Genomic DNA, 16580 nt, shown 5'->3' with positions numbered 1-16580 from the left:
AACCAAACTGATAACTGGGCAGAAGGATCGCGAATCTACGTACGACTAAAATTGATTAAGGGATGATTATATGAAGTTAAGAAAAAAACGTCATAAGCCGATGCATATTAATGACATCACCATTATCGACGACAGCAAGTTGAAAAAGGCAATAACCGCGGCGGCATTAGGCAACGCGATGGAGTGGTTCGACTTTGGTGTTTATGGCTTTGTGGCCTACGCCCTCGGACAAGTATTTTTCCCTGGCGCCACGCCCGGCGTACAGATGATTGCCGCACTGGCAACCTTTTCCGTTCCCTTCCTGGTTCGTCCGTTAGGCGGCATCTTCTTTGGTGCGATGGGCGATAAATTCGGTCGTCAAAAAGTCCTCTCTATCACCATCATTATCATGGCGGTGAGCACCTTCTGTATCGGGCTGATCCCCTCTTACGCTTCGATCGGTATTTGGGCACCGGTGCTGCTGCTGTTGGCAAAATTGGCGCAGGGTTTCTCGGTCGGTGGCGAATACTCCGGCGCGGCAATCTTTGTCGCCGAATACTCACCGGACCGCAAGCGTGGCTTTATGGGCAGTTGGCTTGATTTCGGCTCAATTGCCGGCTTCGTGCTGGGTGCCGGCGTTGTAGTGCTGATTTCCAGCATTGTTGGGGAAGCCAACTTCCTCGACTGGGGCTGGCGTATTCCGTTCTTCATCGCCGCGCCGTTGGGCCTGATTGGTCTGTACCTGCGACATGCGCTGGAAGAAACTCCGGCATTCCAGCAGCACGTGGAAAAAATGGAGAGGGAAGACCGCAACGCGATCGAAAACCCGTCAAGGACTTCGTTCAAAGAGATTGCGGCCAAGCACTGGAGAAGTCTGTTGGTGTGCGTCGGTATCGTGATTTCGACCAACGTGACCTATTACATGTTGCTGACCTATATGCCGAGTTACCTGTCGCATAACCTGCACTACTCGGAAGATCACGGCGTTCTGATTATTATCGCCGTCATGATCGGCATGCTGTTCGTACAGCCGGTGATCGGCATGACCAGTGACCGCATTGGCCGTAAGCCCTTTATTATTGGCGGCAGTATCGGCCTGCTGGCGCTGGCGATCCCGTGTTTTATTTTGATCAACAGTAATGTGATTGGTTTGATTTTCGTCGGGCTGTTAGTCCTGGCGGTGCTGTTAAACTGCTTTACCGGCGTGATGGCTTCGATTCTGCCGGCAATGTTCCCAACGCACATTCGCTACAGCGCATTGGCAATTTCGTTCAATATTTCGGTACTGGTGGCCGGCGCAACGCCAACGGTGGCCGCCTGGTTGGTCGAGTCGTCCGGGAACCTGTATATGCCGGCTTACTACCTGATGACAGTCGCGGTAATAGGTCTCGCCACCGGTCTGTACATGAAGGAAACCGCCAATAAACCGCTGCGCGGTGCTACCCCAGCCGCTTCGGACCGCTCGGAAGCCAAAGAGCTGCTGCAGGAGAACTACGACAACATCGAACAGAAAGTCGAAGATATCAACGAGCAGATCGCCGAGCTGGAGAAGAAAAAACAGACGTTGGTCGACCAGCATCCAAAACTGGACTAAAACCATGCTCTAGTAAAAAGCCACCTCTTGAAGAGGTGGCTTTTTTATTGCGGAAAATGTGCTCCTGGTACCCCATCCCTGGCGGTTGGTTTAGTTGACCTGGCACCAGTTATGCTGTTTCACAATACCGCCATCCGGCGAGGTATAACCAATACAGCCGAGAATACTGTCGAACAGTTTCTCATGGAATACCGGCGTTTTTGCCTTCTGCAGCGCTTTTAACTGATTAAAGGCCGCCTGATGGTCGGGCTGGCTAAGAAACTTGTCAGATGCCCAGACCATAATAGGAATGGTGCGCTGCGCCTGCGGTGCATGGTCACGCGGGGTACCGTGGAAATGCATATTTTCCGAGATCGACTCGCCGTGATCCGAGGCGTAAAACACGATGGCATTACGATCGCGTAACTGATTGAAAACCTGCTCGAGGACATAATCGGTATACAGCAGACTGTTGTCGTAAGAGTTAATCATTGATTGCGTAGAACAAGTATCATCAATACCCTGACATTCCGGCTGGTAACGGGCAAAAGCACGAGGATAACGTTCAGTGTACATATAGTGCGAGCCCTTGGTATGCAGGATCACCAAATGCTTGCCCTGCGGGTGGCGGTCTAACGAATCTTTTAACTCGTCAATCAACGCAATATCATCCACGGGTTTGCCGGCATTGCGTTTTTCCGCCTGGATGCTTTCTCTCAGCGCGTAATCATCCGCCTGGGTTTTGTTGTAAAACCAGGCTTCGCTCTGCATTGAAAACAGCTCCGAGGAAAACCCCTGCTTTTTCAGCACGGAAAATACGTTCATTTCCTTCAGGGTCCGCTGTGGTTCTTCCGACGCACCGCCTTCTCTCACAAACATGCAACGTAGCGAGAGCTTGGTCGAGGTGTCGCAGGAATAGCCCTGCAGCACCGCAAGGTTGGTTTCCTTATCCAGGTTAGGCGTATTGTCGCGCTGGTAGCCGTAAATGCCCATATGATCGCGTCTGGCACTCTCACCAATCACAAACACCACATACAGATCATTCACGTCTTTTGGCGGTTGATAAGTAAAGTGCGCCGCCGGATCAAACAGATTACGGCTGTCTTCTGCCTGGCTGTATGAGCTGTAAGTCAACAACCCCAAGGCCGAGAGCCAATTGGACGGTGAATAACTACCGGCCACCACCCCGCCATAGCTGGCCATCATTTGATTATTTTCCCGATCGTGACGATCCTGTACCTGCCCCATTAGCTTCAGGGGTAGCCAGCACAGCAGCCCGGCGGCCAGCATCACGCCACCTTTTTTGTACCATGCCAGATGGTTAGCGCGCTTATAACTGGCTTCGTGCATCGGCGCCAGCCAAATCAGCAGTAACGGCAACAGACTCACCAGCACCACCCACACGCCAAAATGCCAACCCACCGACTCCTTGGAAAGATCGACGTCAGTAGTCATCACCGCCGCCAGAATGCCGTAGCCAATATCAACGTGGAATAACACCATGTAGTAGCTGGCGGCAACCGAACTCAGCACCAATAACGATGCCAAAACACGGAACAACCTGCGCCCCAAAAACGAAATCAGGAGCGTGATAAAACACACCAGACAGAAGGCTGCGAGCACCTCAATGCCGATCGACAAGGAGTTGTCATAATGAAGTTGCTGATAACGGCGGTAAAATATGGGGATATTGAGCAACACACCGAGATAAAAAGCGATAAAGAAAGAGACCTGCAACTGGGTCCAGCGTCGGAACTTCTGCATTATTGATACCATTCTTGCCAAAGTGAATTCATAACCGTTTGCCAGATACAGGTTATTGTTGAGAGTTTTCTCTCTCCTGCTGCTGGATGGTTATCTGACAGGCAATTTAGGCGGGTGTTGCTGCGAAGAAGAAATTTAACTTTGTTATAATGTAACAATTCATGTGCAAGACCTTTTTCACTCCCTTTCTGCGGCGGCAATAACTCAACACCGCCGCAGAAAGTGCACATTTATGGCGTCTGCGGTTGCTCATCAGTCGCGGCATTTTGTACTGGCATCGCCGCCTGATTTTCTTCGCGGTATTTTTGCTTATCCCAGGCGCGGAAGAACGGATAGTAAATCGCCATTGAAATCAGCAAATTGACCACCTGGATCACCGTTCCTGAAATATGGCCGCCGGTTGCCAGATAGCCACTAATGAAAATCGGCGTGGTGAACGGCAAGGCAATGCCAACCGGAGGCGTCACCAACCCGGTAGCCATCGCGCTGTAGGTCACGATCACCAGCACCACAGGAGTCAGAATAAACGGCAGGAAGAAGTACGGATTCATCACCAACGGGATGCCGAACACCATGGGTTCGCTTATGTTAAACAGACAACCCGGCGCGGCGATTTTCCCCAACTGTTTCATCTGGGCGCTACGGCTGCGCAACAGCATAAAGATCACCAGCCCCAGCAGGGCGCCAGTTCCACCGGGCGCAATCCACAAATCGTAAAATTGCTGGGTGATAATGTGCGGGATCGGCTGATTACTCTGAAACGCCACCAGATTTTCTGACATATTCGCCAGCCATACCGGTTGAATAAACACCAGCACGATGGCGTCGCCATGTAGCCCCAGCGTCCACAGCAAGCCGATCAGGATCACCGAGAAAATCATCCCCGGAAGTGTCCCACCCACGTGATGCATCGGGATACCGATAAGCGTAGCGATCATGGTGTTGATATCGCCAAACGGCGTAGCCTCAACAATCAAACGCAGCAGCAAAATCACTGCCAGCACGCAGAACCCCGGGATCAGGGCCAGGAAGGATTTGGCTACCGCCGGCGGCACCCCTTCCGGCATGTTGATCACCAGATTGCGGTTATGCACGAAACGGTAGATTTCCGTCGATAACAGCGCCACTACAATCGCCACAAACAACCCCTGACTGCCGATAAAATTCATCGGCAGCACGCCTTTAACAATTTGCTCTGCGGCCCCTTTCACCGGTGTAAACAGCGTATGCTGGGGAATGGTCATGATAAACGCCACCAGCGAAACCGCACCGGTACTGAGCGGATCCATTCCACGGTATTTCTCCGCCAGCCGGTAGGCAATGCCAAAGCTCGAGATTATCGCCATGATGTCGTAGGTCGCCTTGACCGGGTACAACAATTTATCCCGCCACGCCGCACCAAACACCTCGCCCATCAGATTGGCGTAGCTGGGGATCGGTAGGTAAGCGAAGATCAGGAAAAATGACCCGATTAACATAAACGGCATGTTGAGAATTATGCCGTCCCGCACCGACAGAATATGTTTTTGCCCGGCAATTTTTAACGCCGTCGGCAACACGTAACGTTCCAGAATGCTATTTAAACCCGCCATCATCCCCCCTGCCCGGCAAAGCCGGCCGTCGTGATTGTTATTATGGAATATCGACTTAATTAAACTGCGGCAGATAGGCCTGGTTCAGGCTCAGTACCTCATCGAGCAAGGGCTGCGCAATGCCGACACCGCCAATCAGCGGGTTCACCACCAGCGCCAACAGCGCACTCTGACGATCGCCATGCACCGCCGCCTCTATGGTCAGGCGTTCAAAATCTTTAACCTGTTGAGTCAGCCCGTTCATGGCCAGTGGCAGCGGGCCGAAACTCAGCGGATGCGCCCCCTGTGCATCGATCACACAGTTGGTTTCAATCACCGCATCATCGGGCAAGCCCTGAATGGCACCGTTATTGCGAGTATTCACCACCAGCACCTTGCCGCTGTTATTGTGAATGGCGCGGATCAATTCGACCGCCACCTCAGAATAGAAGGCACCACCGCGGAAACTCAGTTGCTCCGGTTTTTTATCCAGCGTCGGATCGGCATATAAGGCAAATAACTCCGCTTCCACCTTCATCACCTGCTCGGCACGGGTTCCCTGCGCGGCAGCCGCTTCCAGCTCTTCTTCCAGCATGCCGGCGGTCTGATAAAAATAGCGGTGATACGGACAAGGGATTGCCCCCAGCGCTTGCAGAAATGCCGGAGGCCACGGCAGGTCTTTGATGTTGTTCATCGACAACGTTTCGCCATTGCTTAACATTTCCAGCACTTTGGCGGTCACATCCTTACCGCTTTGTGTCACCTGATGCACCCACACCATATGGTTCAGCCCGGCAAACCGCAGATCTACCTGATCGTGTGGCGCTTTCAGCATATCGGCGATCATGTGATGCATGGTGATCGGCACGTTGCACAACCCAATAATCTTCGCCTTGCTGTAACGCGAAACCGCTTCGGTAACGATCCCTGCCGGGTTAGTAAAGTTGATAATCCAGGCATCCGGCGCCACCGCCTCCACCACGCGAGCCACCTCCAGCATCACCGGGATGGTGCGTAACGCCTTGGCAAAACCGCCGACACCGGTGGTTTCCTGCCCCAGACGCTGGTATTTCAGCCCCAGACGCTCATCGGCCGCGCGAGCGGCCAGTTGCCCCACTCGCAGCTGAGTCAGCACAAAGCTGGCACCGAGAATGGCCGGCTCCAGAGTGAAATGCACCGAAACCACTACCTGCTCCAGCCCATTGCGCTTGAGCATTCTTTTGGTCAATTCGGCAATGATGCCCACTTTCTCACGGCCGGACTCCACATCGACCAGTGCCAGCTCGGTTAATGGAACGTCCTGATAATGCGCAATCAATCCTTCGACCAACTCCGGCGTGTAGCTGCTGCCCCCGCCGATTACGGTGATTTTAGTCATTGCCTGCCCCCTGGGGTAAACGACGATAAAGTTCGATCATGTCAGTAGCCAGATCCTGGATCAGCATCGCATTCATCAAATGATCCTGCGCGTGCACCAGAATTAAACTGACCGGTACCTTTCCACAGCCCTCATCCATACCAATCAGCTCCGTCTGCATACCATGTGCCCGGCTAATACCGGCCTTCGCCTCTTCCAGCCTGGCACTGGCGGCTTCAAATTCACCGCGACGCGCCAACTGCAATGCAGAAAGCAGCGAGCTGCGCGCGCTACCGGCATGAACCAGCAATTCCATCACGCTAGTTTCCAAATCCATCATGACCTCCCCCGGCCTGGTTCCAGACACGGCGATCCCACCGCAGGTTAATGAAATAACCCGTGGTAATTCAATAAATAAAGGAATATGGGGAACGGCGTCCCCAGAGTGTTATCAGGCCAGCAGGCTAAGCGCCTTGTCCAGCACCTTATCGCCGCGCATGGTGCCGTAATCCATCATGTCGATAACCGCCACGGCTTTTCCCAATGGTGCAGCCAGTTCGGCCAGCCGCGCATGTTCATATTTCACCTGCGGCCCCAGCAGGACAATGTCTGCCCGCCCCAGGATGCGTTCAAAATCGGCCACCGGAACGGCTTCGATCTCGATATCCAGCGCCCGTTTTTGCGCTTCGTTTTTCATTTTTTGTACCAACATGCTGGTCGACATTCCTGCGGCGCAGCATAAGACGATTGTTTGCATTTTTCAGTGTCCCGGTTGTTAGCCACCACGGCTGTTCAAATATAAAACAGCTCTGTAACACGCTTGTAAATACCCAGGAACCATACGATTTGATTATGCTTTTTACTTAATCAATTAAAAACAATCAGTTAACATAAAATTCTCATGAAAATTTTTTTCAACACTGTGATCTGCGATCTAATTCCTGGTCTGCCAATAACAACAATATTTTTAAATCTTTTAAAAACAAAAGGATAAAAACACAATGAATAAACACCGTGGTGAGTGTCGTGTTTTACAACAGAGCGCATTGAAAATTATTTTCATTGGTTTATTCTGCCGGTCAGGGCTTTATAGCGTGCGAAAAACAGGCTAGTTTGAAGCACCGGGCATCGGTTGGCATAACAGAAGGGACACTGCAGTTATGGATCTCGTTTATCACATTCAATTCCGTCAGGATCCGTTCAACCGGCAGGAGGCAAAAATTGCCCGAACCATCCTGGACAATCCCGGATTCACTTCAACCGCGACTATTGAACAGTTGGCTGAACGGGCCGGCGTCAGTACCGAGATCGTCGCGCATTTTGCCCAGTCTCTTGGTTGTCAGGATCTTAACGACTTTATCTCGTTGATGCGCACTCAGCCTGTGCCGGTAAACCCGCCGGCAGCCGTGGCGCAACCGGTTCTGGGCGGCATGGATATCGCCTTCGCTTCCGCCGCCGGTATCGGCAAACTGCCCGGTGTCAGCCCCACGACTTTGAGTCGCTTCGCCAAATCCATCGGTTGTGAAGATATTGGCGACATCGTCTATCAAATCCGCGCACGGCAAAACCAACTCAGCCAGCAGGAAGCCAAGGTTGCACAGACCATTTTGGACGATATCGCCTTTGCCTCTTCCGCTACCATAGAGCTGCTGGCCAGTCAGGCAGGGGTCAGCCCGGCGACCATCACCCGTTTCGCCAAAACCATAGGTTGTGATGATATTCGCGATCTGCGCATGAAGCTGGCACAGGCCAGCGTCAGTGGATCACGCTATTTGACTGCCCAAACGACGCCCAATGGGCCACCTCGTTTGTGGCTGCAACGCGTCAACGACGTGGAAACCACACTGCATCAACAGCTGCAACAGGTAGAACATTCGGCATTAATCGACGCCAGCCAACAGGTAAGCCAGTGCAAAAGCGTGCATATCTTTGGCGTAAACAGCATGGGGTTGTACGTCAACGAGCTGCAACAACGCCTGGTGGGTTTGGGCTATCCCGCTTTTGCCTGCCAGGATGCGGCACTGATGCGTATGACGGCCTCCACCCTGAGTACGCAACAGTGTGTGATACTGCTCTCGCTGAGTGGGGAAAATACCGACTTGCTCAATGCCGCCAGGCTGGCCGGCGCCACTGGCGCTTATCGTATCGCGTTGGCCCCAGCAGGCAGCACTCTGGCATCACTGGCAGATAAGGTCTTGCCCCTGAGTGGTGGGAGTGCCGCACGCTACGGGCTGATGCTGACGCTGGACCTATTGCTGGCGCAGTTGCTGCCAGAAAGCCTCGGTGCGCAAGCGGAAGATTAAATCCACAGAGCAACCCTTAACTAGGGCGAACACCTGAGGTTTTTCCTAATTAGCCATCCAGATTGCCACTCCCTATTGATAGGAATATTCTTACTACGTTATCGTTAACATCCCACTTAGATAGTGACCTAAGTGAAATTTGCACAACTTTAATTTTTATATGGCTTCTCTGCCAGCTTCGGCTGGCACTTTAAATTTCATCAGCGGTAAAATTCCATGATCGATTACTCCCTTTACGGTCTCAACGATAAAGATATCGAGACGTACCGTGAACAAATTTACAGCCTGCTCGGCAAGGGCGTTATTCAGGTGCTCTCCGCCAACAAGCCCATCAGCAAACAAAGCATTCTCGCTTATCTGATCAAAGAGATCGAAACACAACCCGATGACCATTGTCAAAAGCTGCACAGGGCCGCAATCGAAGTCATTGGTGTCACTGGCCGCTAAGGAACTGCATGCGAAAATCGGATCTATGCACCATCATCTCTATCATCGCCGTGGTGGCCCTGATGTGGGTGGCGAACTGTAGCGCTGAACCAGGCATCCACTAGTGGGGTAAGGACTTTGAGGAGGAATAGATAAGTACAGCCCCGGCTCAACAGCCGGGTATCCGAATGATTTCCCAACCGCAAATAGTAGATCCCGTCCAGCCTCACCCACAAAGCAGCGGCCAAACCGCATTAGTATTTGGCTAAATGCCTCAAACAAAAACGCCCGCAAATGCGGGCGTTAATGTGTGATAAATAAAGTCACTTAATAGAAAGCGCAGGCAGGACATGCTGAGGATCTCGCTCAATCGCACGCAGCAACGCTTTGGCCGGGCCGGTAGGTTCCCGTCTGCCCTGCTCCCAATTTTTAAGCGTACCCACGCTGACAGAAATCAGCGCGGCAAAAACAGGCTGGGATAAACCGGTAGCCTGGCGGATATTTTTTACTTGGACGGCGCTGACATTAAATTCACGGGACGGCACGCGCTCCCCATCAATGATTTCATTCATTTGCGTCATGCTTTCTTTCAAGCGATCGAACAGTTTAACGTCCATAGTTACCACCTCTCATTCAATGCGCGAAGGGCGCGTTTTTCATCCGCAGACAAATCATCTTTAATGCCCTTTTTGTAGATCACCAACAGGCGGATCTGAGATTCGGACAACTTATAATAATAAATGACCCGCACACCGCCACGCTTCCCTTTGCCGCCGCTAGCCCAACGAACCTTGCGTAATCCGCCGGTTTCTTTGATCACATCACCTGCGGTTGGGTTCTCGGCAAGATGAAGCTGAAACTCTCGATACTCTTCATCACTGAGTAGCGTCAGAACATCCTCTGTAAAAATCGGGGTTTCTATAAATATCATCTTATATGCGTCAGTGGCGTATACCGTAAACACATATTATCACCAGTGCGGTGTAAGTCAATGGCGCATAGTTGGATGTTGAACCGGGGAAGGATGAAAACCTTTGCTGCCACCATGCTGCCACTTGGCGTTTTTCAGGCACAAAAAAACCGCCTTCCGGCGGTCACGACATTACTACTTATTGCTTGTTATTCTTGAATTTATTTTCCTGGTACCCGGGGCGGGACTTGAACCCGCACAGCCATAAGCCGAGGGATTTTAAATCCCTTGTGTCTACCGATTTCACCACCCGGGCTCGGGAAAATTGGAGGCGCGTTCCGGAGTCGAACCGGACTAGACGGATTTGCAATCCGCTACATAACCGCTTTGTTAACGCGCCTAAATTCTGTTTGCCTTTTTCAGGCTAAAGCTCGTAAAACACCAGCTTTATCAAATTTGGAGCGGGAAACGAGACTCGAACTCGCGACCCCGACCTTGGCAAGGTCGTGCTCTACCAACTGAGCTATTCCCGCATTAATCAGAACTTACTGATTTTTTTGCTATCTTTCGGCAAATCACTGCTGCCGTCTGATGCGATGCATTCTACTTACCTGACGTAATGAGTCAATAAAATTGTTGGCTCATTACGTTTGTTTGACGATTTTTGCAGCGCTTTGATCAGGGTTCCAGCAAATCTTTGCGGGCAGCGTTCAAATATTGGAACATTGACCAGAAAGTCAGCACCGCAGCGATGTACAACAAACCAAAGGACACATACTCAACGGTACGGTCCGGGCGCCACAGCAGGCCGACCAGCGACATCATTTGCGCCATGGTTTTTACCTTGCCAATCCAGGACACCGCGACACTGCTGCGCTTACCAATCTCCGCCATCCACTCACGCAGTGACGAGATGATAATTTCACGAGCAATCATGGTCGCCGCCGGTAGCGTGATCCACCAAGCGTGGTAGTGTTCAGCCACCAGCACCAGTGCCACCGCGACCATCACCTTGTCCGCAACCGGGTCGAGGAAGGCCCCGAAACGGGTAGTTTGCTTCCAGCGACGGGCGAGGAAACCATCAAACCAGTCGGTTATGGCAGCAAACACAAAGATGACGGCACAAACCATCGGAGCCCAGGTGAACGGCAGATAAAATGCCAGAACAAAGAATGGGATCAGAACTACGCGAAACAGAGTAAGCCAAGTCGGTATATTCAATTGCATAATGCTAGGGTAACTATCTGGCTGGAGTGGGAATTAAGAGTATGTTGCTACATTGCCCTCAGTGTTTCAATGCATTGTAGATCTTTTCTGCCAATGCTTGTGAAATACCCGGCACTTTTGCAATTTCCTCAACGCTGGCGTTCAATAATGGTTGAAGTCCACCCATATACTTCAACAGCACCTGTCGCCGTTTTGGCCCAACGCCGTCGATCAGTTCCAACGCGCTGGTATTTCTTACTTTTGCCCTTCTCTGCCGATGCCCGGTGATCGCGTGGTTATGCGAATCATCGCGGATGTGCTGGATCACATGCAGCGCCGGTGAATCCGATGGTAAAGCAATCCCCTCACCTTCAGGAACAAAGAACAGTGTTTCCAACCCGGCTTTACGGTCAGCGCCTTTGGCGATACCGATCAGCAAGGGCTTGTTTTTATCCCAGCTCACATTCAGCGAGTTAAACACGTCAATCGCCATACCAAGCTGCCCCTTACCGCCATCAATAAAGATAACGTCGGGGATTTTTTTCTCTTCCAGAGCCTTACCATAGCGGCGTTTCAACACTTGCGCCATCGCCGCATAGTCATCCCCTGGCGTAATGCCGGTGATATTATAGCGCCGATACTCGGAACGCAGCGGCCCATTAGCGTCAAACACCACGCAGGAAGCGACGGTTTGCTCGCCCATGGTATGGCTGATGTCGAAGCATTCCATGCGGTTAATCTCGGAAAGATTCAGCACCTTGGTTAATTCGGCCAGTCGCTGATGAATGGTCGACTGCTGGGAAAGCTTGGTGGTCAGAGCGGTCGCCGCATTGGTACGCGCCAGTTTAAGGTAACGTGCACGGTCGCCTCGCGGTTTACTCTGGATCTGGATTTTTCGACCGGCCAGCTCAGACAACGACTCTGCCAGCAGCTCTTTTTCCGGCAAAGTGAAATCCAACAGGATTTCCGCCGGCAAGGTTCGCATCTGGCTACCCTGTAAATAGAACTGGCCGACAAACGTCTGCACCACTTCACTCATTTCGGTGCCGCCTGGCACTTTGGGGAAGTAGCTGCGGCTACCCAACACTTTACCCTGGCGAATAAACAGGACGTGCAGACAGGCCATGCCGGCCTCGAATGCCACGCCGATCACATCCAGATCGTCGCTGTTACCGGACACGAACTGACGCTCAGTCACCCTGCGTACCGCCTGGATCTGATCGCGTATCCGCGCTGCCTCTTCAAAGTTCAATGCCTTGCTGGCGGTTTCCATCCTTTCGATCAACTGATGCAGTACCTGTTGATCCTTACCAGACAGGAACAGGCGCACATAGTCCACCTGCTGACGATATTCGTCTTCACTCACCAGCCCGGCGACACAAGGCCCCAGGCAACGGCCGATCTGGTACTGCAAACAAGGGCGCGAGCGGTTGCGGTATACGCTGTTCTCGCACTGACGTATCGGGAACAGTTTCTGCAGCAGCGCCAGCGTCTCACGCACGGCATAGGAATTTGGGAATGGACCGAAGTATTCCCCCTTGGCATGTTTGGCACCACGATGCACGGCCAGCCGCGGGTGACTGTCCGCACTGAGGAAGATCAGCGGATAAGATTTATCGTCTCGCAAAAGAACATTATATCGCGGCTGGTATAACTTTATGTAGTTATGTTCCAGTAATAGCGCTTCTGTTTCGGTGTGCGTAACAGTAACGTCTATTTGCGCGATATTTTTAACCAGCGTCTCAGTTTTACGGCTTCCCACCTGCTGGCGGAAGTAACTGGCGAGGCGTTTTTTCAGATCCTTGGCTTTACCGACGTAGATAACCGTGCCAGTAGCGTCGTACATGCGGTAGACGCCAGGCTGGCTGGTTACAGTGCTTAGAAATGCTTTGGCATCAAAACGGTCACTCACTGCTTAACAAAGTCTCCGCATTGAACAATCCGTGTCGGATAGCCAGGTGTGTCAATTCAACATCACCGCTGATATTCAGCTTGCTGAACATGCGGTAACGATAACTGTTCACCGTTTTGGGGCTGAGACTCAGTTGTTCCGAGATCTCGTTAACCTTTTTGCCTTTGGTGATCATCAGCATAATCTGCAGCTCGCGCTCAGACAGGCAGCTAAACGGCGTTTCCGTCTGCGGCTCCAATTGGCTCAATGCCATCTGTTGGGCAATATCGGACGCGATATAGCGCTGCCCGGCCTGCACGGCGCGAATGGCATTCACCACATCCTGTGGCGCCGCGCCCTTGCTCAGATAACCTGCAGCACCCGCCTGCATCACCTTGGCCGGCAATGGGTTTTCAGTATGGATAGTCAGCATGATGACTTTAACGTCGGGCGCATAACGTACAATTTTGCGCGTGGCTTCCAGCCCGCCAATACCCGGCATGTTCATATCCATAAGAACGATATCTACAGCATTGCCACGGCACCATTTCACGGCGTCTTCACCGCATTGGGCCTCCCCGACAACTTTTATACCTTTGATATCTTCAAGAATGCGTCGTATCCCTGCGCGCACCAGTTCGTGGTCATCAACAAGAAGAACGCTAATCAAGGAAAAATCTCCAAAAAGAAGGGAGTAACGCAATCAGCCTCTGTTATAGGCAGAGATATTACTTGTTTTTCAGCCAAGAATGAACACAGATTAATACTTACTCCCGATTAACTTTGCGCAATGGGCCAGATTTTTGAATTTTAGTCACCCAACGCTGCCCGATAAAACCGTTGTTTGTCGATAAAAACCGACGATGTGAATATTACAATGCAGACCTCTGCTCTCATGATAGTGCGTCTAACCTAAACCGCAGGTAAAATCAGTGTAAGCAATCGCAACACAAATAATATCAACACCAGCATGACCGGCTTGTAATTCATTGAAACCAAACAAAATGGCAAGATTGTCTTTATCTCACATGGTGAAATTCATTGCAAAAGAAATTATTCAATCCATGCCAAGCCAACGTCAGGCAAGAGACTAATGTTGATCATTTAAATAACAGGAACAAGTTAACAATAACCTGCCAGACAAATACTTATTAACTCAAAAAAAATAACTTGGCGGTATTGTTCAGCAAGCCGATTAATTCATCAATAGTGAGTATGCACTATAATGTGAAGTTGCTTAAACCCTGGAACTGACCTCAGCTAATGGTACGGACACTGCGACAGCGCTATCAGTGAAGATGGATACCTGCATGCTATGCTATACTCCGCGCCCAGTTAAATACGCATCTGCAGATTCGAGTGAATGAAATCGGTGTGGGTGCGCATCAAAATGCACTTTGTTTCAGGCTTCGGCCTCAAAAATCAGGAGAGAAAATGAGCAACGTTGATTTCACTACGTCTGCAAACCCGGAAACGCTGGCAACAGAAGTTGCCTGCCTTAAAGCCACGCTGACGCTGATCCTGAAATCGATCGGTCAGGCCGATGCCGGGAAAGTCATTATCAACATGGAGCGCTTTATCGCGCAGATTGAAGACCCGAGCCAGGCCGAGATTTTTAAAAACAGCATCCAACAGATTAAGCACGCTTACCGTCAATAGTCTGTCGCCCTTATCGCCGGCCACCATTCCCTCCAGGAGAATGGTGGCTGCGTCGCTGATAGCCCCCCGCCAGGCTTAAGGCTTACCGGCCTGCAATACAAACCCACGCTGCATATCGCCGGCAACGCGGAAATAGCGGCTCTCACCGGCGCGTAGCGTCATTGGCAGTCGCCCGCTGGTATCACGCCAGATGCACAGGCTGTTTTCGATCATATCCTGCCCAATACTGATTTCGTTATTGCCTACCGGCACCCGAAACTCGGCCTTCTCTTTGGATGCCAGCGAGGCGGCGAACTCGCCGTTGATATATACCCCAGTCCGGCAACTTCCCGCCAGCATCCCGCTGTCGCGGACCACCACTATGGTGGCAAATGGCGTTTGTGGCACATTCTGATAAAGCATCAACCGGCTGGGCGGCGCTGATTCAGCCTGCTGCAACGGAACGGCCTGAGTAGCACAACCAGACAACAGCACGGTGGTAACAAGTAACGCGGCGTAATGCTTCATCCTGAGCTCCTGAAATAAACCAACCCTCATACTAGCAAGAGAATAGCCGCTGGCTGTAGCGCCGGGACATCACCAATAGAAAAATAAGATAACTTCCAGTGGGGAGAGGAAAATCAGGTCAGGAAAATTCCTATCTCTGCCGACGCTATTGCTGCAGGGCAGGACAGCCCGCAGCAATAAGAATATTCTGTAGTTAGTATATTGAAAAGAATGAGATTTTTATGGTTTCCCTTAAATTTTTACCATGCGTTTTTGTATGTCATCGCGAAAGGCGTTACCCACATAGTTAAAACCATCTTTCGTCACATAGACCCGCGAGTAACCGTTTTCTGACAGCGTAGTCACCATATAACCGGCGTTAATCATCTCCGTAGAGGGTGCATTCATCAGGGTAAGAAAACCGCGGCCACGGCACCATTGATAGAAGCGAGTACGGCCATAACCAAATGTATCACCGACATCAGAAAGATTTCTCAGCCGATCACAATCCTCTGATAATGAAGGTAAATCGCCATTATTTTCAGGTGTTTCAGGTTTATTCGCCAAAATATAACTCCCTTTAATGTCTTCATCATCATGACTGTCATTCATCGATCCTGAATCTAAAAAATTTACACCTGAATTGCAATCGCATTCCCGGCAAATTCAATAATGGTTTTAATTGTGAGTATTTATAAAAAGCAATATAAACATACCTGGTTTAATTCCACAGAGTATAAATATCCTTATATAGCCAATAATAAGAATAAATCCTTAGGTAAATATCTTAATAAATAAACAAAAAACAAACACAGAAAAACCTTAGCATGAATATTATAACCAATAAGTATTATTCTACTTATCAGCAAGGCCTATTCCTCACACATGACCGCCAGCCTCACCTCAACCTCATCTAAACAATAACCATTATCATTTCCAATTTTAACAGCAGTTTATTACACTCAGGCTCCACCTAAGAAGATTCTTAGCGTGTGCATACATATAGGACGAAAGGAAGAGTCAGGGATACCATGAAGAAGTATAGAGTTTTGATTTTATTACCATTAGTAACATTGACCGCCTGTACCCAATGGGAACGAGCCGGCGCCGGCAACGCCACCCGCGAGGCGGAGTATGCAGAATGCAAGGGACGGGGATACGAGCGTTTTCCACCCGATGTCGTCCGCGACTTTGAGTTCAGCTACGAGAACCAATACCACAGCTGCGAGAAAGACAAAAAAGACTGCCCGAAAGGCTACCGTTACGATAAACAACCGTCGTTTAAAACGGTGCAAAACGATCGCAATGAAGGGGCACGAGCGGCGACTATCGAATCTTGTATGTATGGCAAAGGCTGGCATGAGAAAACCTATTACTGGCCACAGTAGTTTCAGCGCCAGCAAGATTGACACTTGGCTCAACTGACACAGTTTGCCGCCGGGGATTATTCATCAT

At 50.8% G+C, this 16580-nt stretch carries 17 protein-coding genes and 3 tRNA genes; 5 read left to right on the top strand and 15 right to left on the bottom strand.

Annotated elements, in window-relative coordinates; translation table 11 throughout:
* Nucleotides 1–70 precede the first annotated feature (70 nt).
* The gene (gene proP / locus ACSOSI_RS10005) at nt 71–1573 is read left to right on the top strand and encodes a glycine betaine/L-proline transporter ProP (RefSeq protein ID WP_476706999.1); all 1503 of its coding nucleotides are present in this window, start codon (nt 71–73) and stop codon (nt 1571–1573) included.
* 90 nt (nt 1574–1663) lie between these two features.
* On the opposite strand, the gene eptB is transcribed toward proP, so the two are convergent.
* The 5 genes from eptB to ACSOSI_RS09980 form a co-directional block, all read right to left on the bottom strand.
* Complete coding sequence (gene eptB, locus ACSOSI_RS10000) at nt 1664–3316, bottom strand: kdo(2)-lipid A phosphoethanolamine 7''-transferase (protein ID WP_112362279.1); 1653 nt, start codon at nt 3314–3316, stop codon at nt 1664–1666.
* Nucleotides 3317–3546: 230 nt separating this feature from the next.
* Complete coding sequence (gene celB / locus ACSOSI_RS09995) at nt 3547–4908, bottom strand: PTS cellobiose transporter subunit IIC (RefSeq protein ID WP_218216157.1); 1362 nt, start codon at nt 4906–4908, stop codon at nt 3547–3549.
* A gap of 55 nt (nt 4909–4963) precedes the next feature.
* The gene (locus tag ACSOSI_RS09990; RefSeq protein WP_476706998.1) at nt 4964–6265 is read right to left on the bottom strand and encodes a 6-phospho-beta-glucosidase; all 1302 of its coding nucleotides are present in this window, start codon (nt 6263–6265) and stop codon (nt 4964–4966) included.
* Complete coding sequence (locus ACSOSI_RS09985) at nt 6258–6584, bottom strand: PTS lactose/cellobiose transporter subunit IIA (protein ID WP_261098741.1); 327 nt, start codon at nt 6582–6584, stop codon at nt 6258–6260. The genes ACSOSI_RS09990 and ACSOSI_RS09985 overlap by 8 nt, the downstream gene beginning before the upstream one ends.
* Before the next feature lie 111 nt (nt 6585–6695).
* Nucleotides 6696–7001, bottom strand: a complete 306-nt coding sequence (locus tag ACSOSI_RS09980) for a PTS sugar transporter subunit IIB (protein WP_012006280.1) — start codon at nt 6999–7001, stop codon at nt 6696–6698.
* A gap of 403 nt (nt 7002–7404) precedes the next feature.
* Here ACSOSI_RS09980 and ACSOSI_RS09975 point away from each other — a divergent pair, with 403 nt between their 5' ends.
* Together ACSOSI_RS09975 and ACSOSI_RS09970 are read left to right on the top strand one after the other, a co-directional pair.
* Nucleotides 7405–8547: a MurR/RpiR family transcriptional regulator gene (locus ACSOSI_RS09975; protein WP_012006279.1), complete on the top strand. Its 1143-nt coding sequence runs from the start codon at nt 7405–7407 to the stop codon at nt 8545–8547.
* Nucleotides 8548–8763: 216 nt separating this feature from the next.
* Nucleotides 8764–8994, top strand: coding sequence for a biofilm development regulator YmgB/AriR family protein (locus ACSOSI_RS09970; protein ID WP_012006278.1), 231 nt, complete (start codon nt 8764–8766; stop codon nt 8992–8994).
* Between the two features lie 302 nt (nt 8995–9296).
* On the opposite strand, the gene ACSOSI_RS09965 is transcribed toward ACSOSI_RS09970, so the two are convergent.
* From ACSOSI_RS09965 to uvrY, 8 genes are all read right to left on the bottom strand, one after another.
* Complete coding sequence (locus ACSOSI_RS09965) at nt 9297–9590, bottom strand: helix-turn-helix domain-containing protein (protein WP_012006277.1); 294 nt, start codon at nt 9588–9590, stop codon at nt 9297–9299.
* Nucleotides 9591–9592: 2 nt separating this feature from the next.
* Nucleotides 9593–9904: a type II toxin-antitoxin system RelE/ParE family toxin gene (locus ACSOSI_RS09960; RefSeq protein WP_012006276.1), complete on the bottom strand. Its 312-nt coding sequence runs from the start codon at nt 9902–9904 to the stop codon at nt 9593–9595.
* Between the two features lie 209 nt (nt 9905–10113).
* A tRNA-Leu gene (locus ACSOSI_RS09955) sits at nt 10114–10199 on the bottom strand.
* A 10-nt stretch (nt 10200–10209) separates the two neighbouring features.
* Nucleotides 10210–10283 (bottom strand) — tRNA-Cys (locus ACSOSI_RS09950).
* A 57-nt stretch (nt 10284–10340) separates the two neighbouring features.
* Nucleotides 10341–10416: transfer RNA gene (locus ACSOSI_RS09945), tRNA-Gly, on the bottom strand.
* Between the two features lie 145 nt (nt 10417–10561).
* Nucleotides 10562–11110 carry a CDP-diacylglycerol--glycerol-3-phosphate 3-phosphatidyltransferase gene (pgsA, locus tag ACSOSI_RS09940; protein WP_115182791.1) on the bottom strand — a complete coding sequence of 183 codons (549 nt, stop codon included), beginning with the start codon at nt 11108–11110 and terminating at the stop codon, nt 10562–10564.
* Between the two features lie 58 nt (nt 11111–11168).
* On the bottom strand, nt 11169–13001 hold the full coding sequence (gene uvrC, locus ACSOSI_RS09935; protein WP_026142303.1) for an excinuclease ABC subunit UvrC: 1833 nt from the start codon (nt 12999–13001) through the stop codon (nt 11169–11171).
* The gene (gene uvrY / locus ACSOSI_RS09930; protein ID WP_012006273.1) at nt 12994–13650 is read right to left on the bottom strand and encodes a UvrY/SirA/GacA family response regulator transcription factor; all 657 of its coding nucleotides are present in this window, start codon (nt 13648–13650) and stop codon (nt 12994–12996) included. Before uvrY ends, uvrC begins: the two co-directional genes overlap by 8 nt.
* 764 nt (nt 13651–14414) lie before the next feature.
* Between uvrY and ACSOSI_RS09925 the strand changes: the two genes are divergently transcribed.
* The gene (locus tag ACSOSI_RS09925) at nt 14415–14639 is read left to right on the top strand and encodes a DUF2594 family protein (protein ID WP_012006272.1); all 225 of its coding nucleotides are present in this window, start codon (nt 14415–14417) and stop codon (nt 14637–14639) included.
* Between the two features lie 75 nt (nt 14640–14714).
* On the opposite strand, the gene ACSOSI_RS09920 is transcribed toward ACSOSI_RS09925, so the two are convergent.
* Nucleotides 14715–15146 carry a hypothetical protein gene (locus ACSOSI_RS09920; protein ID WP_017892376.1) on the bottom strand — a complete coding sequence of 144 codons (432 nt, stop codon included), beginning with the start codon at nt 15144–15146 and terminating at the stop codon, nt 14715–14717.
* Nucleotides 15147–15377: 231 nt separating this feature from the next.
* Nucleotides 15378–15737, bottom strand: coding sequence for a hypothetical protein (locus tag ACSOSI_RS09915; protein ID WP_476706997.1), 360 nt, complete (start codon nt 15735–15737; stop codon nt 15378–15380).
* 419 nt (nt 15738–16156) lie between these two features.
* Here ACSOSI_RS09915 and ACSOSI_RS09910 point away from each other — a divergent pair, with 419 nt between their 5' ends.
* The gene (locus tag ACSOSI_RS09910; RefSeq protein WP_476706996.1) at nt 16157–16513 is read left to right on the top strand and encodes a hypothetical protein; all 357 of its coding nucleotides are present in this window, start codon (nt 16157–16159) and stop codon (nt 16511–16513) included.
* The last annotated feature ends 67 nt before the right edge of the window (nt 16514–16580 follow it).

This window comes from Serratia sp. AR11, assembly GCF_056376275.1.
Note: the sequence above shows the minus strand (reverse complement) of the source record. Positions and strands in the feature narration are given on the sequence as shown.